At 31.2% G+C, this 22,382-nt stretch carries 14 protein-coding genes and 8 tRNA genes; 15 read left to right on the top strand and 7 right to left on the bottom strand.

The window, feature by feature from the left end:
- Positions 1–201 precede the first annotated feature (201 nt).
- Positions 202–1,557, top strand: a complete 1,356-nt coding sequence (locus tag N1F73_RS01995; RefSeq protein ID WP_260359782.1) for a M17 family metallopeptidase — start codon at positions 202–204, stop codon at positions 1,555–1,557.
- Positions 1,558–1,636: 79 nt separating this feature from the next.
- On the top strand, positions 1,637–4,018 hold the full coding sequence (locus tag N1F73_RS02000; RefSeq protein WP_260359783.1) for a transglutaminase domain-containing protein: 2,382 nt from the start codon (positions 1,637–1,639) through the stop codon (positions 4,016–4,018).
- 56 nt (positions 4,019–4,074) lie between these two features.
- Here N1F73_RS02000 and N1F73_RS02005 read toward each other — a convergent pair whose 3' ends face one another.
- A complete protein-coding gene (locus tag N1F73_RS02005) occupies positions 4,075–5,115 on the bottom strand; it encodes an HAD family hydrolase (RefSeq protein WP_260359785.1) in 1,041 nt (346 codons plus the stop codon).
- 155 nt (positions 5,116–5,270) lie between these two features.
- Here N1F73_RS02005 and N1F73_RS02010 point away from each other — a divergent pair.
- From N1F73_RS02010 to N1F73_RS02055, 10 genes are all read left to right on the top strand, one after another.
- A tRNA-Pro gene (locus N1F73_RS02010) sits at positions 5,271–5,347 on the top strand.
- Positions 5,348–5,349: 2 nt separating this feature from the next.
- Positions 5,350–5,426, top strand: a tRNA-Ala gene (locus tag N1F73_RS02015).
- A gap of 4 nt (positions 5,427–5,430) precedes the next feature.
- Positions 5,431–5,507: transfer RNA gene (locus N1F73_RS02020), tRNA-Met, on the top strand.
- A gap of 26 nt (positions 5,508–5,533) precedes the next feature.
- A tRNA-Ile gene (locus N1F73_RS02025) sits at positions 5,534–5,609 on the top strand.
- A gap of 1 nt (position 5,610) precedes the next feature.
- Positions 5,611–5,703 (top strand) — tRNA-Ser (locus N1F73_RS02030).
- Positions 5,704–5,738: 35 nt separating this feature from the next.
- Positions 5,739–5,815, top strand: a tRNA-Met gene (locus N1F73_RS02035).
- A gap of 3 nt (positions 5,816–5,818) precedes the next feature.
- A tRNA-Asp gene (locus tag N1F73_RS02040) sits at positions 5,819–5,895 on the top strand.
- Positions 5,896–5,899: 4 nt separating this feature from the next.
- A tRNA-Phe gene (locus N1F73_RS02045) sits at positions 5,900–5,975 on the top strand.
- Between the two features lie 146 nt (positions 5,976–6,121).
- The gene (locus N1F73_RS02050; protein WP_260359787.1) at positions 6,122–7,735 is read left to right on the top strand and encodes a CTP synthase; all 1,614 of its coding nucleotides are present in this window, start codon (positions 6,122–6,124) and stop codon (positions 7,733–7,735) included.
- Between the two features lie 1,264 nt (positions 7,736–8,999).
- Positions 9,000–11,012: a leucine-rich repeat domain-containing protein gene (locus N1F73_RS02055; protein ID WP_260359788.1), complete on the top strand. Its 2,013-nt coding sequence runs from the start codon at positions 9,000–9,002 to the stop codon at positions 11,010–11,012.
- A 661-nt stretch (positions 11,013–11,673) separates the two neighbouring features.
- Here the strand turns inward: N1F73_RS02055 and rsmI are convergent.
- Genes rsmI through dnaX form a run of 6 tightly spaced genes read right to left on the bottom strand, consistent with a single transcriptional unit; the run spans position 11,674 to position 16,727 of the window.
- Positions 11,674–12,405 carry a 16S rRNA (cytidine(1402)-2'-O)-methyltransferase gene (gene rsmI, locus N1F73_RS02060; protein WP_259290043.1) on the bottom strand — a complete coding sequence of 244 codons (732 nt, stop codon included), beginning with the start codon at positions 12,403–12,405 and terminating at the stop codon, positions 11,674–11,676.
- Entirely contained in the window at positions 12,398–13,315 is a 918-nt protein-coding gene (locus N1F73_RS02065; protein WP_260359795.1) for a DNA polymerase III subunit delta', read from the bottom strand. Before N1F73_RS02065 ends, rsmI begins: the two co-directional genes overlap by 8 nt.
- Entirely contained in the window at positions 13,302–13,970 is a 669-nt protein-coding gene (gene tmk, locus N1F73_RS02070) for a dTMP kinase (RefSeq protein WP_259290041.1), read from the bottom strand. The genes N1F73_RS02065 and tmk overlap by 14 nt, the downstream gene beginning before the upstream one ends.
- A gap of 9 nt (positions 13,971–13,979) precedes the next feature.
- A complete protein-coding gene (locus tag N1F73_RS02075; RefSeq protein ID WP_259290040.1) occupies positions 13,980–14,567 on the bottom strand; it encodes a toprim domain-containing protein in 588 nt (195 codons plus the stop codon).
- Positions 14,567–14,857: a YbaB/EbfC family nucleoid-associated protein gene (locus tag N1F73_RS02080; RefSeq protein WP_259290039.1), complete on the bottom strand. Its 291-nt coding sequence runs from the start codon at positions 14,855–14,857 to the stop codon at positions 14,567–14,569. The genes N1F73_RS02075 and N1F73_RS02080 overlap by 1 nt, the downstream gene beginning before the upstream one ends.
- 13 nt (positions 14,858–14,870) lie before the next feature.
- On the bottom strand, positions 14,871–16,727 hold the full coding sequence (gene dnaX / locus N1F73_RS02085) for a DNA polymerase III subunit gamma/tau (RefSeq protein ID WP_260359798.1): 1,857 nt from the start codon (positions 16,725–16,727) through the stop codon (positions 14,871–14,873).
- 225 nt (positions 16,728–16,952) lie between these two features.
- Between dnaX and gpmI the strand changes: the two genes are divergently transcribed.
- The 3 genes from gpmI to secA all read left to right on the top strand — a co-directional run bounded on the left by gpmI (position 16,953) and on the right by secA (position 22,058).
- A complete protein-coding gene (gene gpmI, locus N1F73_RS02090) occupies positions 16,953–18,443 on the top strand; it encodes a 2,3-bisphosphoglycerate-independent phosphoglycerate mutase (protein WP_260359799.1) in 1,491 nt (496 codons plus the stop codon).
- On the top strand, positions 18,443–19,348 hold the full coding sequence (locus N1F73_RS02095; RefSeq protein ID WP_260359801.1) for an HAD family hydrolase: 906 nt from the start codon (positions 18,443–18,445) through the stop codon (positions 19,346–19,348). Before gpmI ends, N1F73_RS02095 begins: the two co-directional genes overlap by 1 nt.
- Positions 19,349–19,481: 133 nt before the next feature.
- Positions 19,482–22,058 carry a preprotein translocase subunit SecA gene (gene secA / locus N1F73_RS02100; protein WP_260359807.1) on the top strand — a complete coding sequence of 859 codons (2,577 nt, stop codon included), beginning with the start codon at positions 19,482–19,484 and terminating at the stop codon, positions 22,056–22,058.
- Positions 22,059–22,382: the final 324 nt, after the last annotated feature.

The following is a 22,382-nucleotide window of genomic DNA, read 5'->3' on the forward strand; positions in this document are numbered from 1 at the left end:
TTTATATACTCCAATTGATATCTCTTGTTAATTTCGTAATTGCTTTTTTTCATTACGTTAATACTTTATTAAAAATTGGAACTTTTGTTTTTTATTTACCCTAGGAACTTTTGTTTTTTATTTCATAACTTAAAGTTATCATTCTAACAAGTCGGTTAAGTGTTGATTTCCGTGTATAATATTACTCATACAGGAGGGATAATGATTAAATATTATTCAACATTTAGAAATGAAAATTTCTTATTAAAAGCAGTTTGTGGTCAAAGAGATCATGAAATTAGTCCAAAAATTTCAACAAAAAACGGTGCTATAACTGAGTTTATTGAAAACAAAGAAGGATTTATTTATATTGAAAAAGATTTGAATTATGATCAACTACTTAATTTTATTGATAAATTTATTGTAACAAGCAATAGAAACTATCAAATAGACTTAAAAACATTTGTAACGAAAAATTTAGATATGGATGCTGTAATTAAAGCATTTTATTCAAAAATATTTTTCTATGAGGCTGTTTTGTTTAACAAGAAAAAAGAAGCACCAGAAAAAAAACAATTCACATTCCTATTACCAGATGCCTCATTTACTGAAATAGCACAAAAATACGCAATTATTGCCTTGAATAAAAACTCGGTTAGAAATTTACAAGTGATGCCAGAAAACTTTTTAAATTCTGAAACATTGGCCGATGTTATTAAAGAGGAATTCGAACAAAATGAAGATTTAAAAGTGACAGTACTGAGAAAAAATGACATCAGCGATTTAGGTATGGGTCTTATTTTGTCAGTCAATAAAGGTTCAACACACGCTCCACGGGTTGTAGTTATTGAGTACAACGGGAATCCTGATTCAGACGAAAAAATTGTTTATGTTGGAAAAGGTATTACTTTTGACACCGGTGGGATGAATACCAAAGGCTATCATATGGAAGGTATGAAATATGACATGTCAGGTTCAGTTATAGCTGCTTACACAGTTAAAACTGCAGCTGAATTAAAAATCAAGAAAAATTTAGCAGCAGTAATGTGCATTACCGATAACCGCCAAGATGGTGATGCTTCATTGCCGGAAAATGTGTATGATTCAATGGCTGGAATTTCGGTCGAAGTTACAGACACTGATGCTGAAGGTCGTCTTGTTTTAGCTGACGGATTATATTATGGTGCGACAGTTTTAAATGCCACAACATTAGTTGATGTTGCAACATTAACCGGTGCAATGGTTAGAACATTAGGACTTGATTACTCTGGTATTTGGTCAACAGATGAGCAAAATTGAAAAATATTTGAAAAAGCGGCAAAAATAGCACGTGAAAAAGTTTGAAGAATGCCACTACACGAAGATTTCCATGAACCTAATACCGCAAGTATTGTTGCCGATTTAAATAATTACAACAATGATGAAACATCAGATCACAACACTGCGGCAATGTTCCTAAAAGAATTTACTAACAATGTTCCATACATTCACTGTGATATTGCAGGAACCGCCGATAGAAAAGGCAAACCAATGGGTGCATTGCTTGATACATTAGTTGAATTTGCGATCCAAAAATAATTTATAAAAACAGGCCATGCCTGTTTTTTTGATTCCCGCTGTGTTTTATTCATATTATAATAATGAAAATGAGGTAAATATGAAAAAACGAAGTCGAAAAAAATTATTATTTAGTATCCCGCTTAGTCTAGCTTTAAATGTGATGGCAGTTTCGTGCTCAAATACTAAAAAAACAAGCAGTAACAATGAACAAGATGATAATAACATCACTAATAGTGTTGCGACAACTGAGAAAAATAATGATATTGGCGAACCGAAAATCAAAACTATCAACGTTGTTAACAACGATAATAATGAACACAATAAATCATCGAATCCAACCGTTGATAAGCAAAAACCTACTCCAAACGAAAGCAGTAATGATAAAAGAAACGACAGGGTGAATGAAAATAATCAAAATGAGTCGGAAAAAACCAACAACAAACACACAAAAGATGAAAGCGAATCTGTAAATAATCATCAAGTTGATTCAAGTGATGAGAATCATGGGTCGCAAAATAATGACAATTCAAGCAAAGACGACAATGACTCTAGGGTACAAAACACTGAAAATAAAGATGTTGAAAGCGATAATCAATCTAACAATGGTCAACATATAGAGTCTAATAATAATGACGATAGTGAAAAAAACGAACAAGCTGATAAAAACACTGATCAAAAAACCAACGAAAATATTGAAGTTAAAGACAATAATGATGAAAATAACATTGCTGATGATCAAGAACATAACACAAATAAAAATGAAAAACAACAAGAAAATACTGTTGATTTTGAACAAAAAATTGCCGAATTTGAAGTTAAATTGACTGATTTAAGAAATGAACTAAGTGATTATTTATCCTCAACAAAAAATGAAGCAAAATATAAGTACGAAGAAGTTGTTGATTTATTACAAAGCCAAATCTATGATTTTAAATTTCCAACTATAAAAAAAGATAATGAATTTTATTTGAACGAATTGCGCAATTACTACGATTCGATGAGTTCACAATTTAATCAAATTAAATCACTTAAAGAATCGCTAAAAGATTCTGAAGATGCTAAACCTGACTGAGCCGGCGATAACTACAATAAGTTAGCTCAAAAAAAATATAAACAAGAAAGCAATCCCTTGCTTAATTATCCAGAAGTCGACGCAATTAACGCCTCGTTGAAAGACACAAATCGTCGTGTGAATCCTCAAAATGCATTCATTAATAATCAAGCAATCAAGTTTTTAAATTTTGGTGGCAATGAATTTATTGAAAAATTCAGTGAAATTAACTATACGCCAGCACAACGACAAAAAGTTAATGAATTTTTACATAATTCTATCGTTAAAGAGTCAATGACTAAGAACGAAAAAATTGAAGCAATTTTTGATTGAATAACAAATAACATTAAGTATGCTAATGCTAAAAATAGACCTCATATTAATCCTTGAGAAATAATTGAGTATAGATACGCAGTGTGTGGTGGTTTTAGTAATTTATACAAAGAAATGTTAGACTTGATTGGTGTAAATTCAGTCATGGTAATTGGTTGATCATCGGCCGGTGATCACCAGTGAGTTTTAGTTCAAGATCCCCAAACACACGAGTGATTTTATTCTGATCCGACTTGAGGAACTATTCAAAAAAGATATTTTAGAATGAATTCTGAACAAATATCAAATGACCATCGTGTCATAAGGGTGTTGAATTATACTTTAACCCATAATCAAATTCAATACGAATATTGAAAAGGTCTAGCAATCAAAAACGCCTTAAGTGAGCATGTAGTAATTCCAGACTTACTAGGCGATATAAAAGTTGAAAACATCGCAAATACACTGCTGAATAACGAGAATTTAAAAACGCTACAAATTGGTAAATATGTTACAAACATTGAATACAAAGGTATGCAGGCGCAGTTAGAAAGTTTCAATGTTGATGAAGGTAATAGCGTTTATGCGTCTTCAGACGCAATGCTATACACTAAAGATTTAACTGAAATTTTAGTAACACCTGCTGGATATCAAAAAGATAAAATAACAATATCTAAATACACAAAAACACTAAGTGATGGGAAAGAGCTATTTAATATTCCTCTATTGAAATTTATTGAAGTAGAGCCGGGTAATTACTCATTTGCTTCATATAAAGGTCTTTTATACAATAATGACTATTCACAACTAATTTCGATTCCTGATGGGGCCACAAAAATTTATATTCACCCATTAACAAAATTAAGCGGCCAAGAAATATCGTTTAAGGAAAATGTTGAGGAAGTGTATTTAGAGCAAGGAATTACTAATATCCCCGATTTTACTTTTAATTATTTACCTAAGTTAAAAAAAGTTTATCTTCCTGCTTCTATCAATCATATTTCTGAGTATGCTTTTGTAAAAATTAGTAATATTACATTAGTTACCGATAAATATAATTCTTATGTTAATGACTATGCTAAGTCACACGGATTCCGATACGAATTTGAAAAATAATTTGTCATAAAAAAATAATAGTGATGTGCTATCACTATTATTTTTACTCGTTATTTTTATTTTAATAGTTTGTTTTCTATAAAATCATATATTCAATCTTCGTCTGATGTTTTGTCGCTAACAAAAGTGGCTCCCTCTAGAGCATTTGTCATTGAATTTAGTGGTGCACATGATAAGGCAACTACATCAAAAGTAGGTGCATCATTGTTAGCATCACCAAAAGCGACAGTTCTGCCTAAATCAATATTATATTTAGGAGCTATTGATTCAAGAGCCAGTGCTTTTGAACTAGGTTCACCTATGTCGAAAAAGTTTTTTTGTGTCTGCACACCGATTAGATTTTTAAATTGCTCAACAAATTGGGCTAATACTTTTATATCTTCGCTTTGATGTGGATCAAAAGTTACTAAAATTTTGCAAATTGTTTTATCATCTAAAAAATTTCTGCCAGGATTTAAACTTCAATGTTCAGGCTCCATCATTTTTGAATAATCACGAGATTTGAAATCTTGTGAATTTTCAACATTAAATCCGGCTAAACCATTAGTTCAAAAAACATAATAGCCTAAATTTAATTCATCGGCCTTATCCATGATTAAATTTGCTTGTTGTTTTGGAATATTAAAATCAGAAATCATTTCAAAACTTACATGATCATAAACCATTCCACCATTAGCACATAAAAATGGTAAATTATATGGAATAATATTTAAATAATTTTTTAACATAAATACAGCTCTACCAGTGGCAATCGCAATATTTTTGCCCATTGCTCGTAATTGGTTTAGTATTTTTAAATTATTTGGCACAATATTTTTTTTACTATCTAATAATGTTCCATCCATATCAAAAACGAATGTGTCGAAATTTTTAATATTCAATTCAAATAGTTCAAAAGATACTTTTTCATTTACATTTTTAATTTTCGCTATGATTTCATCATTATCTTGTTCGTTTAGGAAACGAAAAATGATTATTTTATTTATATCTTCTTTATTGCTAATATTAGTTAAACTTAGAAATAAATCTAAATCCATGCTCATTGTTTTTTTTAGTTCGTCAAAATTTTGTTTTGTTAATTTAATTCTTTGTTTCATTTTATCTCCATTACCTATATAATATTTTATATTATTCATGGCATCTACGGCTTTTTTGTTTAAAAAATAGCTAATAAAAAAAATTTAAAAAAATTCTTTTTCTTATCATTTGCTGTGATATAATAATCTTGCTTTTATTGATAAAGCATGCCAGCGGAGAAGTAGCTCAGCTTGGTAGAGCGCTTGGTTTGGGACCAAGTGGTCGCAGGTTCAAATCCTGTCTTCTTCACCATTGGGGGATTAGCTCATTTGGCTAGAGCACCTGCCTTGCACGCAGGGGGTGGTGGGTTCGAATCCCATATCCTCCACCATTATGGCGTTGTAGCTCAGTTGGTTAGAGCGTCCGGTTCATACCCGGAAGGTCAAGAGTTCGACTCTCTTCGACGCTACCATTATATGGAACAAATCTAACTGTTATGGACCTATAGCTCAACGGTTAGAGCAACCGGCTCATAACCGGTCGGTTACCGGTTCGAATCCAGTTAGGTCCACCATGGGTGATTACCCAAGTCCGGCTGAAGGGACTAGTCTTGAAAACTAGCAGGGGCTTCACGGCCCGCGGGGGTTCAAATCCCTCATCACCCGCCATTTGCTGTTATGGCACCCAAAAAAACTTATCACATCGCGGAGTGGAGAAGCTCGGTATCTCGCAGGGCTCATAACCCTGAGGTCGTTGGTTCAAGTCCAACCTCCGCCACCAAATGGTCCAGTGGTAAAGTGGTTTAATACGCCTCCCTGTCACGGAGGAGATCGCGGGTTCGATCCCCGTCTGGACCGCCATTGTGGCTCTGTAGCTCAGTAGGTAGAGCAACGGATTGAAGCTCCGTGTGTCGCTGGTTCGATTCCTGCCGGAGCCACCATATGATTAAAATCGCCCCCTTTTGGGCTTTTTTTATTACATTTTAATATCGTTATGCAAACAAAATGAGCTTGTTTGCTTTTTTTATTTCAATAAAATTGTGCTTGTTTATAATATAAGTATTATTTTTTTAATTTTTGGAGGATTATGAAAACAAAATTTATTTTTATAACCGGCGGTGTGTTAAGTGGTTTAGGCAAAGGGGTTAGTGCCGCTAGTATAGGAAATTTATTAAAAGCACAAGGATTTAGTATTTTTGTTCTAAAAATGGACCCATACTTAAATATTGACCCAGGAGTGATGAATCCAATGGAACACGGGGAAGTTTATGTAACCAGCGATGGTGGGGAAACAGATTTAGATTTAGGACACTACGAAAGATTTATTGATGTTAAATTAACAAAAGAATCTAATTTTACAACTGGCAGAATTTTTACGCGAATTTTCGAAAAGGAAAGACGGGGTGAATATTTAGGAAAAACGGTTCAAATTGTGCCGCATGTTATTGATGAAATTATTGACATTATTTTGACACAAGCTACTAAAAAAGAGCCTGATTTTATGTTAATTGAGATTAGGGGAACTGTAGGCGATCTTGAATCCAACCCTTATATTTATGCAATATCAAAATTTGCTAGCATGTATTCGAAAAATGTCTTATTTACTCATTTAGCATTTATACCATACCTGAGTGCATCAAAGGAATATAAATCAAAACCAAGTCAAGTTTCTATTGCTTCTCTGCGCTCGTTTGGTATTAATCCAAATATCTTATTGTTGCGTTCACAAGAAGGAATTGATAGTTCAATTATCAAAAAAATCAGTGAAAGTGCTTTTATTCCGTCGCAAAATATTATTAATATTCCTGACAAAACTAATATTTATGAAATACCTTTATTTTTAGAAAAATACGGAATAGTGCGGATAATTTATGAACACTTTCAAATTAAAAAAGAAATTATTCAGGACGCAAATAAGGAGTGAAATAATTTTATCGAGAAATATTTAGCAAAAAGAACAAAACCAGTAAATATTTTACTTGTTGGAAAATATACAGGCTTAGAAGATGCCTACTTATCAATTATTTCCTCATTAAAAATCTCTGCTGCGCATCTAAATGTTGATTTGAATTATTCGCTAATTGATTCTTCAACTATTACTGAAAAAAATATTGAAAATGTGTTTAAAAACATTGATGGAGCATTGATTTTACCAGGTTTTGGAGTCCGTGGTTTTTATTCAAAAGTTGATGTGGCTGAATACACAAGAGAGAATAAAATTCCAACGCTTGGTATATGTCTAGGATTTCAAGCAATGGCGATTGCTCAAGCTCGGCGTCTTGGGGTGAAAAATGCAACAAGTAAAGAATTTGAAGTAAAAAATACAAATCAAGAATTTGTCTTAACTCCATTTTATGAAAACGGAGATACTATGAATTTAGGCGGTACTTTAAGATTAGGTGAAGACAAAATACAAGCCTTGCCTAATACTTTGGCTTCTAAAATTTATGGAGATAAAATTTTCTATGAAAGACATCGTCACCGTTACGAAATAGCAGATAAATATCGCCACTCATTAGAAGATAATGAATTTAAGTTTTCTGGCATTCATCCTGATTTAAAAGTGGCTGAAATTTGCGAGGTAAAAAATCATCCTTTTTATTTAGGCGTTCAATATCACCCTGAATTTACAACAAGAGTTGTTAATTCGAATCCACTTTTTGATAGCTTTTTAAAAGCTGTTTGGAAAAACAAGCAATAATAAGGTTGAATTTAAAGCATAGAAAGTAAACGTGGGTAAAAAATATTAACATTTTTATAAAAAACACCACAGCAACACGCTGTGGTGTTTTCAGTATAAATTTTGTTATATCATCTTATTTTTATGTCAAAAATATATGTCACATATTTTTTAATTCTATCAGTGTGTTTTTGCTCGGCATAATAAAATCGCAATTAGAATAAATAATAAATTTTTAAAATTTCAATCTTGAATATCAATGATGTTATCGAAAATAAACCTAAGTTGCTGATTTTATTCAGTCTAAACCATAAATTTTTAGTTTTATGGTTGATTATAGTAAATACATTTATATAGATCTTTTAGGTATTTATGAATAAACATCAACAAAAAATATTTCCATTTTCTATCTACGCAATATCTTTGAACAATGTTTGAGATCTTAAATTTAGTGTCTTTAATTTCTTTTTTTATTGTGCCTTATATTTGAAATTTAATTGATTTAAATATGATGGATAGATTTAAAGGTTGCGAAAATACTCCCTACAGTCACTCAAAATTGCCTCAGTGATTAACTAAAGAATTATTCAACGAAATTATTGTTAGACAAACCTCAACAATAATTCGCAGCTAAGGCTACGTTTTTCATTTATTAGCTGATACACTAACAGGAAATTAGCTATTGCAATTACCTGTTAGTTTTCATAAAATATTGTCTTTTTTCATATTTTTAAGTGAAATTTCAACGATCCACTTCAAAAAAAAAAAAAAAAAAAATAATAACATAAGTCTAAAAGAGAATATAAAGGAGGAAATGATAAGGTCAAAACTTCAGGGGGATGAGTCGATATTTTGTTCATCTTAGGTCGGTAAATTTAAAAGTGGTTATAAGGTAACATTTTAAATAAATTTGATTAAACAATTAGATGAAATTAATGCTGTTAATCAAAAATAAATCTCGTAGCTTTCCAAAATATTTGTTCTTACTAAATGAAAATAATTAGCAGCTAATTTACTCAATAAAATCAAGAAGATGGCATGATAATTAAAGAATTAAAGGGCTTTAAAATACAGTTAAAAAGAGCTTTTGACATTCATAAGAATAAAAAATAGACTTAATACAATGACGAGACGATAAATTTATTTTCATTGCGGATTCTCCGAAGAGATGAAATTACAATTATATAGAGAGTATTCGGCTCAGATGAATATTAAAAAATTAACAAAATCAAATTTATAAAATTAAGCAAAAGTTAAAACTCATTAAGAAAGGAAAAACATTATTATGAAAAACAAGAAATTAATTCTCTTATCAGCTAGTTCAATAGTTTCGATTGGTTCGGTATTAGTCACATTGTCATGTAATAATGGCAAGGATTTGCCTGAAAAAGGTAAAACAGGAACAACAACCGAACCAAAAGAACCTGAAAACAACAGCAATGAAATAGGAACAATAACTAAACCAAAAGAACCTGAAAACAACAGCAACGAAACAGGAACAACAACCAATCCAAATGAACCTGAAAACACCAGCAATGAAATAGGTACAATAACTAAACCAAAAGAACCTGAAAACAACAGCAACGAAACAGGAACAACAACTAATCCAAAAGAACCCGAAAACAACAGCAGCGAAACACCAACAACAACTGATCCAAAAGAACCCGAAAACAATAATCAAATAAAATATTTTGTTATTGATGAGAACAATATTCAAAAATATATAGATAATGGATTTATTGCAAAGAACAAGAATGGATATACTCTAGTCAACCAAATTGATGATATACAATCTTTAAAATGAATGCTTAAAGATGAATTATCCATTCATAAAATGTCTTGGATAGTTAATTTATCAATGCCGAATGTAATTGAGGTTAGTTACTATGCTTTTAAAGACTGCACAGCCCTAGCAAGCATCGAGATGCCAAATGTAACTGATGTCAGTTCCAATGCTTTTAAAGGCTGCACAGCCCTAACAAATATCGAAATGCCAAATGTGACTAATATTGATCGCGATGCTTTTAATAACACGAAATTTTTAGAAAATTTAATCGATTCAAACCCACAAAAATTAGCTATTGTAAATGGTATATTAATTGATGGAAAACAAGCAAGCGGAAATGTTGTTCTGTCAAAAGAAGTAAAAACTATTGGAAGGGGTGCTTTTAAAGACTGCACAGCCCTAGCAAGCATCGAGATGCCGAATGTAACTAAGGTTAGTTACTATGCTTTTAAAGGCTGCACAGCCCTAACAAACATCGAGATGCCAATTGTGGCTAATATTGAGTACAGAACTTTTTCCGGCTGCACAGCCCTAACAAATATCGAGATGCCAAATGTGACTAATATCGGCCAGGAAGCTTTTAAAGGCTGCACAGCCCTAACAAATATCGAAATGCCAAATGTGACTAATATTGATCGCAATGCTTTTAATAACACGAAATTTTTAGAAAATTTAATCGATTCAAACCCACAAAAATTAGCTATTGTAAATGGTATATTAATTGATGGAAAACAAGCAAGCGGAAATGTTGTTCTGTCAAAAGAAGTAAAAACTATTGAAGATAATGCTTTTATAGGCTGCACAGCCCTAGCAAGTATCGAGATGCCAAGTGTAACTAAGATCGGTTATAATGTTTTTGGAGACTGTACAGCTCTAACAACTGTTAAGATGCCAAATGTAATTGAGATCGGCGGCAATTCTTTTAATAACACGAAATTTTTAGAAAATTTAATCGATTCAAACCCACAAAAATTAGCTATTGTAAATGGTATATTAATTGATGGAAAACAAGCAAGCGGAAATGTTGTTCTGTCAAAAGAAGTAAAAACTATTTCGCCTGTTGCCTTTGAAAACAATAGAGCATTAGCAAGTATCGAGATGCCAAGTGTAACTAAGATCGGTTATAATGCTTTTAGAGACTGCACAGCTCTAACAACTATTAAGATGCCAAATGTAATTGAGATCGGTTTCCATTCTTTTAGGGGCTGCACAGCTCTAACAACTATTAAGATGCCAAATGTAACTGAGATCGGTTTTTATTCTTTTAGAGACTGCACAGCCCTAGCAAGTATCGAGATGCCAAATGCGACTAAGATCGGCGAAGAAGCTTTTAAAGGCTGCACAGCTCTAACAAGTGTTAAGATGCAAAATGTAACTGAGATCGGTCCCCGCGCTTTCAAAAACTGCGAAAATTTATCTCACAGTAACTCAAAATTGCCTCAGTGATTAACTAAAGAATTATTCAACGAAAATATCACCTATGGTAATGCCTTGCATAAACCTCAACAATAATTCGCAGCTAAGACTGCGTTTTTCATTTATTAACTGATGCACTAACAGAAAATTAGCTATTAGAATTACCCGTTAGTTTTCATAAAATATTGCACTTTTTGAGTGAAATTTCAGCGACCCACTTCAAAAACATAAGTTTAAAGCGGAATATAAAAGAGGAAATGATAATAAAAGAATTAAAGAGCCTTACAACACAGCGAAAAACGACTTTCAACATTCATAAAAGTAAAAATAGACTTAATATTTATTATCACCATCAAAAATTATTAAGGAAACGCTAAATGTGTTTTAAAAGGGCATCGTCAAAAAAATATTTGAAAGATTGTTTCAATTAGTGAAATTAAATATTAACATATGTAATTATGCCAATAAAGTTTTTTACGAAAGGCACCGACACTATTACAAATAATGACATGTATCGCCATTTTAGCTGAAGATAGTTTTAAATTTTCCGGTATTGCCTCTGATTTAAAAGTTTCTAAAATTTGCAAACTAAAAAATCATCCTTTTTATTTAGCGTCAATATCAGCCTGAATTTACAACAAGAGTTGTTAATTGGAGCAGGCTTTTTGATAGCTTTTTAAAAGCTGTTTGAGACACTAAAAATGGCGATAAATATCAAATTATTCAATAAATTTATAGAAAAAAAGCACATTATGTGCTAATTAATATTATTAACCTTTGAAAATTGTGAATATTTATTCACTTTTTTTCTTTCTTCTTCGTTTATTTTGACAACGATGGTAAATTCGCCTTTTTGACTTGTTTTATTTAATTCTGCACGCACTGTTTCAACATTGCCTTGATATGTGCTCTCGTGTAATTTAGTTAATTCTCTAGCAACAAATAAATATGCCTTATCTTTTCATATTAATTCAATATCATCTAAAAATGCCACTAGTTTATGTGGTGAAACATAAAAAATATGTGCCGTGTTAAGGCTAAGTTCTTTAATTTGTTGTTGTCTTTGCCCCTTCTTTTCTTTTGGAAAAGCGTGGAAGGTAAAAGTATTTGATAACGAGCTCAACACAAAAGCGCTCACAGCTGCGTTTACTCCGGGTATTAATTCAATATCGATATTTTTTTCTTTTGCTAAATTAATTAATTCAAAACCAGGGTCACTAACCATCGGCATTCCAGCATCAGATACCAGCGCAAGAGTTTTGTTTTCATTTAAAACAATGTCAATGATATATTGTGCTGATTTTTGTTCATTGATCTTGCTATAAGTGATTAGTTTTTTATCGAAAATATTGTAAAAATTTAATAGTTTTGAACTAACGCGCGTATCTTCGCAAGCGATAATATCTACTGATTTTAATATTCTTAAGGCACGTAGAGTGATATCTTCTAAATTTCCTATAGGAGTTCCAACAATATAAATTTTACTCATAACACTCCTGTAATTTAACTAGCAGGGCTGCCGCTTGTAAAAATATATTTACATTTGCCGCAATTGAAGCGAAAAAATGTTCAATATTTATGAAAGCCTTTTTGAAGTTAAAATTAACTCCGTTCATTTTTTTAACAAGTTGTTGAAACGGTTTAGGCATTAATTTAGTTTGTTGTCAACTCAATGAGAAAATAAATTTTAAACAACGCAAATGAAACATTAAATCTTCATGTGTATCCTTTTTGTTCATTTTGGTTAAGTGGATAGGCAATAATGTTGGAGTTTTAAATGATGAAATAAAAACATTGATTAGATTTTCGATTTTTTTAAAATCGTAAAAACTTCGACTGTTTAATATTTCATTTTCATCGGTTACAATGTGAGAAAAAAATCATGATTGAGTCTTATCGTAACCTAAATTACTGATAGATTTTTCGATTTCAAAATTATTTTGTCGATTGATATTGATGATAAATGAACGAGATTTTATAGTTGAGAGTAGTTTTTGTGGCATTGTTGTTGTCAAAATAAAAATAACATTTTTGCCGGGTTCTTCAATAGTTTTCAGTAATGAATTAAGAGCGACATTGCTGGCTAATTCAATATTTTTAAAAACAATTATTTTTTTAAAATCGGGTTGTAATTCAGTGAAATTGCTTTGTTCAAAAATATTGGTTATTTCATCTTTTTTTAATCCCTCGCCGTTATTTTTAGAAGCATCTGCAACAATAATGTTGCTATATTGAATGTTTTCAAGTGAATCAATGTTTTGGTTGTTGATTGCATTTATCATGTAAATGATATTATCATCAATATCCATTCCCATTTGGCTTTTCAATAAATAGCAATGGTTGATTTTATTATTTAAAACCGAAGAATCGATAATTCGTTTCAGGTTAGGAGCGATCATTCATAACCTCTATAATATATTTTTTAAATCTTTTATCATTGTTTAATTTGGTTATTAATTCATTAAAGACTATATCAACAGGTTGGTCGGCATTAAGGATAATGAAACGAGAAGGGTCACTATCAATTAAAGCACGATAACCGTTATAAACATTATTGTGAAAAGCGTCGTTTTCATCATCTAACCTATCTTGCTGATTGACTAATCTTAAATTATTCATACGTTCTTTACTTTGTGAAGGTGTTATATCAAGAAAAAATGTTATATCAGGAATTGTATTTTCAATGACTAAATTTGTTAGTGTCTTGGTGTATTCGATCCCTAACTCACGAGCATATCCTTGATAGGCAAAAAAACTATCAACATAACGATCGCAAATAACAATTTTATTTTCTTTTAAAGCTGGTCAAATAACTCTTTCCAAATGGATTCTACGACTGGTGGTATATAAAAGAGCTTCCGAAACAGAACTTAATTTTGAATTTTTATCAAGTATTATTTCTCTTATCTTTTCGGCTTCGACAATGTCTTTTCCGCCCGGTTCTCTTGTTGTAATAAATTTTAATTGCGGGTAATTTTTGTTTAAATACTCTGCTAATTTATTGATTAGTGTAGTTTTTCCACTGGCATCTGGGCCTTCAAAAGTTATGAACATAAAAACTCCTTAATTTCTATTTTTAATTGCTTGTTTGATAGTAAATGTGTCAAGGTACTCTAAATTAGAACCCATTGGCATTCCTATTGCTGCTCGTGAAACCTTAATTTGTTTGTTAGCTAGCAATTTCAATAAATGCGTTGTAGTAATTTCGCCTTCTAGTGAAGGTGAAATAACAATAATTACTTCGTCAAAATTGTGTTTCTCGATGTAGTCGAATAATTGAGTATATGAATACTCATTTTCTTTTTTTGTTTGCCCCTTTGCACTCATTAAGTAAGGCAAAACAAAATAGTAACCTAAAAAAATACCCATATCATCTATTTTGTTCAGTGTTGTTACACTCTCAACAATCATTAAAGTTTTATTTTTAATTGGCTCATCGCAATTTAAACATTTACCATCTTCACGAATAAAATTGCAATCGCTACAAAATTCAATTTTTGTTTTGATATCTAAAATATTTTGGGCTAATTCTTGTGCGAACTCAAAATTCTGGTTTAAAACAAAATAAGTAAATTTTTCTGCTTGTTTTTTAGATATTCCAGGTATTTTTTTTAATATTTCATTTGCCTTTTCTATGGTTTTGATTTTCATTAAAAACCAAAACCACCTGGCATTTGTGGCATTAATTTTTCTTGTTCTTCATCAATTTTTGCAAATAATTGATTAATCACAAGTTTCATTAAATCTTCTAATGTTTGTGGGTCTTCAGGATCGACTAAGTCCTCATCATTGATTTTTATCGAAACTATTCTTTTGTTTCCGGTGGCAACTACTTCTAAACCATATTTTTCTTCTTTAAATTCAGTTGAATGAAACTCTTCAGTTTTATTTTCAATCTCTTTTTGCATTTTTTGCAATCTTCTTAACATATTTTGGTCCATTATTTACTCCTTATTAATTTTTTAATTCCTCAAATAACATTCTTGTTGGGGTTAAATTTTTATCAAACTCAACAGCGCCTAGCTCGATTGGTTTAGGTCTTTGATTTGAGTTGAATAATTCTGTTATTTTTTTACCAGCTCTTTTTAGTTTTGCTAAATCGCTCACTAAGAAAATGTGTTTGTGTGAGTCAAAATATTGCTCCATAAAATTTTGAAACAATGATTTTTTTGCCACATCTTCAAGATATTTTAAAGCACCTTTGTCCTCTTTTAAACCAAAAAGCATAAAGTTTTTTCCGGCTGAATATAATCTTGTCTCTTTTAAAGCTTCGGCAAAATTCCTTTGATATTCATCAAGATGAATGTGTGAAAGAATGTTGATTTGATTTTTATATTTATCAAGTGCATCTCTATCTGAAATATTCAATAAATTAATCAAAAATTCTTCATCAAGATTATCCATATAATCTTTTTTATTTCTATATTCCATTTTGAAATTAGGGACGATTTTAATTGCTGTAGTATCGCTTATACTATCACTATCAATTGAGTATTCAGCTGTCGAAATTAAACCATCATCATCAATGAATTGTTCGCTTTGCGACAAAATGTCGTTATTGATTTCCTGTGTATTTTCCATTTGGTCGTTTGCTTCAATTAACATCTCTTGTGTTTGTTCTAAAGCAATTTTTACTGTGTCTTGTAATTTATCTTTTTGCATTGTTTTTTCCTTTTGAACTTTATTTTCTTGAAGAATATTTTCAGTGTCATTTTGAATATTTTTTTCAATAAAATTATTGGAATTTTGCATTGAATTCGCAATTTTGATTAATGTGAACTCAATCAATTGAAATTGAGTTTCTGAATAAGTTAAATCCTTCATTAATTTGTAAATTGCATCACTAGCGTATACGGCATAGTTAATATCAATAATGAAGTTTTCTAAATCTTTTTCATTCAATAACTCTAGTAGCTTAGGATCATAAGTTTTATTGAATATTAAGAAATCTTTAAGTGCACCCGAGAGTCCAATCACAAATTGATTCGGGTCCAATCCTCCATTTTTTAACTCTTCAAATAATTCTAGTGCGTCTTTTATTTTACCTAAAAACAAGTTATTTAAAATAGAAACTAAATTGCTATTTGATGATATACCAAATGCATAAGTAATATCTTGTAATGAAATATTACCATTTCCGTAAGCTAGTGCTTGGTCGGCTATCGAAAGTGCATCTCTCATGCCGCCCGCAGCTAGTCTAGCAATATAATTTAACGCCTCTTCCTCAAATGTTATTTTTTCATCTATTAGCACTTTGCGAAGTTGTTCAACAATAACACCTAGAGTAATTTTTCTAAAGTTATATCTTTGCACTCTTGATAATATCGTCAAAGGTATTTTCTGAGGGTCTGTTGTTGCTAGGATGAAAATAGCATGCAGCGGCGGCTCTTCCAATGTCTTTAACAATGCGTTGAAAGCACCCTTAGACAGCATATGAACCTCATCGATGATATAAACCTTATATTTACTATTGGCTGGCTGATTTTGTATTTTATCACGCAAATCTCTGATTTCTTTAACTCCATTATTAGAAGCGGCATCCATTTCGATAATATCAAAATTAGTATCTGTATTATTTAAACAATAATCACAAATTTTTGTTAAATCAGCTTCGTGCGAACAATTTAGTGTGGAGGCAAATATTTTTGCAACCGATGTTTTACCTACTCCCCTAGGTCCGGCAAATAAATAGGCATGAGAAATTTTTTGATTTAAAATAATGTTTTTTAATGTTTGAACAATGTGGTCTTGTCCCTTAACCTCATCAAATGTTCTTGGACGGTATTTTCTATATAACGCTTTATAAATCATTGTCACCTCCAAATCTATATATTTAATTATAATGAATATGGACTTTTTAATCTTAAATATCATTAAATATTTGTTTAAAAGATTAAAAATATAGGAGATGTCCACATATCTTTGATATTGACAAATAGTTATTTTATTACTAAATCTAAAAACAACAAATAATCAAAATCAATAAAAGTTGTAATATATAAATATAATAATAAAAATTAAACGGAAAGAGGAATAATGAAAAAAACAGTACTAATCGTAATTGATGGTTTAGGCCTTGGCAAGAAATATCCTGGTAATGCCTTTGATTTAGCCAAAACACCAGTTCTAGATAAATTTTTAAGTGAGTATCCACACTCTGTCATTCAGGCATCCGGCCAATATGTTGGTTTGCCAGCAGGACAAATGGGTAATTCAGAAGTTGGTCACTTGAATATAGGAGCAGGGCGTGTTGTTTACACAGGTTTAAGTCTAATTAACCACGCTATTAAAACTGGTGATTTTGATAAAAATTCAGTGATTTTAAAGACAATTAACGACGTAAAAAGCAAAAATAAAACTCTTCACTTGGTTGGATTACTAAGTGACGGTGGGGTTCATGCACATGAAGACCACTTATTCGCATTGATTGAATTAGCATACAGAAATGGAGTAAAAAATGTTTCTATTCACGCAATAGGTGATGGACGTGATGTTGCTCCTAAGTCAATTTTAAATTCTATTGACAAACTAGAAAAATTAACAAACAAATACTCATACAAAATATCATCAATCGGTGGTCGATATTATGGTATGGATCGTGACAAAATGTTTGATAGAGTACAAAAACATTTTGATGCTATTACTGGTAAAAGCGAACATAAATTCAGTGATGTTAAAGAGTACGTTAATGATATGTATGCTCAAAATATAACAGATGAATTTATCTTACCGGCGATAAATGAGAATGGTACATTTGTTAAAGAGGATGATTCGGTAATATTTTTCAATTTTAGACCCGATCGTGCTAGACAGTTATCACACTGTTTTATTGGTTCAAAATTATTTGATTATTCAGTAAATAACTCAATAAAAATTGATAATTTTGTGTCAATGATGAAGTATGAAGGGATTGACTCGCAAGTTGCTATTGAAGAAATGCAAGTAGTAAATCCTATTGGGGCAGTAATTGCTAATGCGGGCTTAAAACAATTAAGATTAGCTGAAACCCAAAAATACTCACATGTTACTTACTTTATGGACGGTGGAGTTGATGTTGTTTATCAAAATTCAAACAGAATCATGGTTGATTCATTGAAAGTAAAAACATATGATTTAGCTCCAAAAATGAGTGCTAAAGAAATAACAGATAAATTAATCGAACACGGTGCGGAAAATGATTTAGTAATAATGAATTATGCCAACCCTGATATGGTAGGACATACAGGTGTTCTTGATGCCACTATTCAAGCGATTGAGTGATTAGATTTACAATTAGGTAGAGTGCTAGAATGAGCTATTAAAAACGATATTACACTATTCATTACAGCAGATCATGGTAATAGTGAAGTAATGATCGATGCAAAAGGTGGACCAGCAACTAAACATACTGATAATCCTGTAATGCTTGTAACTACTGACAAAACTCTAACATTAAAAGATGGAATATTGGGTAATATAGCCCCAACTATTTTGAAATACATGGGAATTGAAAAACCAATCGAAATGACCGAAGAGGCACTTTATTAATGGGTAAAATTTTTAAAAGAGTGGCTTTTAGCGAAATCAAAAATACATTTTATGATTTCACTAAAGAAGAAATAAATATCGAAACAAAACAATCGATTTTAGAATACACAAAAGAGGGCATGCTTTTCGTTCAAACAACAACTTCTCCTTTATTTAACTTCGATAATAATATTTCTCAAAAATTAATCTCATTGGCTAGCGAAACAAATTCCAGATATATTATTGCTAACAATGGTGCCGAAATATTTGATGCTAAAGACAAAAAATACTTAAAATTCACAACAATAGATAAAAGTATTATTGAAAAAATATTGATGTTGGTTGCAAAAAACGATTGTGCTATTGACTTTAATTTTCTAGTTGATTTTGATTTAACAGACTCGAACGAAATCGTGTTTAATAATACAAACTTGAATAGAAATAATAACGAAGTATTATCAATTTCAATTAGTGCAAAACCGGATGTACTTGCTCAAATACACAATAAATTATTGAAAAATAACTTAAAAATTGAAATGGTTTTCAATAATGACAGTATTTATATTACCGCCAAAAATGTTTCATTACAGAACTCAATTGATTATTTGATCAATAAAGTATTGAATGCTGATATTAATGATTCGATGGCTATTGCTTACAGTGAAAAAGATTTAGCAACATTCAACAAAATAGGTTTTCTATACGCAGTTGATGATGCTCCAAAATCCGTTAAAGATAGTGTAAAACTTTTTACATCAGCTACTAATCAAAATGGTGTTGGCGAGGCATTTATGGATTATTTCTATCGTACAAGAATGAAATATGAAATTGCGGAAAAAATTCGAATTCAAAAGTTAAAAAAAGCAAAAGAAGAATCTAAAATTAATCGTCAAAAAGAGAATAGAGCAAAAATAAGCAATGATTAACAAAATAGTGTCAGTTTTTCTGACACTATTTTGAATTAAAGTGGCTAAAAATTTGCATAAGTCGTGCACAATATTTTAAATCCCTATCAATATTAATATTTAAATGAGATAAATTGTTGTAAAATAGAAAAATATGAAATGAGAATTTAAATCAACCGAAATGCGAATAGCTGAAAAAACGCTAAAAAAAATTAATCAATACGAGCCATTAATTGCTAATTTATCTGATGACGAATTAAAAAATAAAACATTGCAGTTTAAATCACGCTTAGCGAACGGAGAATCGTTAGATTCTATGCGTGCTGAGGTGTTTGCTGTTTCCAGAGAAGCAACTAAAAGAGTTTTGGGTAAAAGACCATACGATGTTCAAATGATAGGTGGTTTATTGCTAGATTTATCGTCTGTAGCTGAAATGAAAACTGGTGAAGGTAAAACAATTACTTCTATTGCTCCAGTTTATTTGAATGCTCTTTTAGGTAAAGGGGCAATTGTTTCGACAGTTAACGAGTATTTATCAGAACGTGACGCCTTGGAAATGGGTGAAGTTTTCAATTGATTGGGTATGAGCGTTGGAATTAATAAAGCACAATTAGACTCTGAATCAAAAAGACAAGCTTATGCAGCTGATATCACTTACTCAGTTCACTCGGAATTAGGTTTTGACTATCTAAGAGACAACATGGCTGACAGTATGAGTGAAAAAGTTCAACGTGGACTACATTTTTGCTTAATTGACGAAGCTGACTCTATTTTAATTGACGAAGCCAAAACACCTTTAATTATCTCCGGAGGAGAAGGGGAAGACACAAGAGAATATTATTTAGCTGATCGTTTTGTGCGTTCATTAACTGAAGATGATTATGAAATTGATGAAGAATCTAAAGCAATTTCATTAACTTTTAGTGGGATTCAAAGAGCTAACGCTTATTTTGGTTACAAAAATCTATATGATATTGAAAATTCTGAAATGATTCACCGGATTCAAAACTCATTAAGAGCACACAAAGTTATGCGTGAAAATGTTGAGTATATTGTTCGTGATGGCAAAATTGAGCTTGTAGATGCTTTTACAGGGCGCGTAATGGAAGGAAGGGCTTACTCAGAAGGTTTACAACAAGCAATTCAAGCAGCCGCAGGTGTTGAGATTGAAAGTGAAACTAAAACATTAGCTACAATCACATACCAAAACTTCTTCCGTATGTTCACTAAACTTTGTGGGATGACCGGTACTGCGAAAACTGAAGAACAAGAATTTATAGACATTTATAACATGCGTGTCAATGTTGTTCCAACCAATAGACCAGTAATTAGGGAAGATTTGCCTGATTCGATTTTTGCCACAGCTTTAGGTAAATGAACAGCTGTTACTGAAAAAATTAAAGAATTATACGCAAAAGGTCAACCAGTATTAGTTGGTACTGCTCAAATTGAAGACTCAGAAATACTGCACCACTTTTTATCTCAAGCCATGATTCCGCACACTGTTTTGAATGCTAAACAAAACGCTTCAGAAGCTGAAATTATTGCTAATGCAGGTCAAGTTAAATCAATAACTATTGCTACAAACATGGCGGGACGTGGTACTGACATTAAACTTTCGCAAGAGGCTAAAGATTTGGGAGGTTTATACGTAATTGGTACCGACAGAGCTGAAAGTCGTAGAATTGACAACCAACTTAGAGGGCGTAGCGGTCGTCAAGGTGACCCTGGAGTTTCTAAATTTTATGTTTCTTTAGACGATCAATTAATGCGTAGATTTGCTAACTATGAAGAATTTAAAGAACAATACGCCGATAAAGGTGATAGTGAAATTACAACTAAATCGTTAATAAAAGGCTTTATTGCTGCTCAGAAGAAAATTGAGGGTTTCAACTATGATTCACGTAAAAGTGTTCTACATTACGATGATGTTATTCGTCAACAACGTGACTTATTTTATGCACAACGTGATTTAATTTTAATCAATCAAGATATTGAATACATTATTGAAAGAATGATGAAAAACGCTATCAACACAATTGCAACTAATCCAGAATTTTTAACTAAAACAGGTACGTTTATTTATGAAAAATTAGAAAATTATTTAAACACTGAGTTTTTAGGTCGTGGTGTTAGAAATAAATTTATTTTAGAAGAACTTGAAAAAATTCACGAGAGTGATATGAAAGAATATTTGACTGAAAATATATTGAAAATGTATAAAAAATGACGTCAAAATGTAATCAATCTAACTAGTGATGATTATCTATTCTACAAAGAAAAAAATATTGTTTTAGAAGTAGTTGATCGCTATTGACAAAACCACATTAATACAATGGATAAATTGCGCTCGAATGTTAATTTAGTGCAATATTCACAAAAAAACCCATACCAAGTATATACTGAAGAAGGTAGCAAACACTTTACCCAGATGTTGAATAGAATTGCGACTGATGTAACTAGAAAAATATTTGCCGACCGTGAAGGAGCAGATCTTCTTGTACCACTAGAAGTTTTACGGGACCCATTGTATTCTCAAATTAAAAGCACTCTAGATTTTGCACCCGAAATGAGTGAAGAGGAAATCGTAAACACAGTTTTACAATATTACTACGATATAAAACAAAGCACTCAAATTACTCCGCCAGAGCAAAATAATCCAACCCCAGCCAATATGGATGATTTATTTACTCAGGCAGCGAAAAAAATTGTTGACCTAGATCAAGATTAAAACGATATAAAGTTATAAGTTTAGCAATGTTTAATACTGAATTTATAATTCTAAAAAGAAAAATTAACATTCTCGAAATGTTAATTTTTCATTCATATTTTGGAGACACAAAACAAGTCAAATAATAGGAATAACCATAGTTTTTGCAAAGCGACATACATGATGAATATTGAAGAGAAATTTCAAAAAGCAAACATTTAAAATGGTTTTATACAATAAATTCTACAAACATGCATCTGCCAAATTTGAAAAATTAGAAACTAATACCAATGAAGCAAAAACAAAAAAATAATAATTTCATCGAACATAATTAAATTAGAGAAA

Source organism: Mycoplasma sp. HS2188 (assembly GCF_025209835.1).
GTDB lineage: Bacteria > Bacillota_I > Bacilli_A > Mycoplasmatales > Metamycoplasmataceae > Mycoplasmopsis.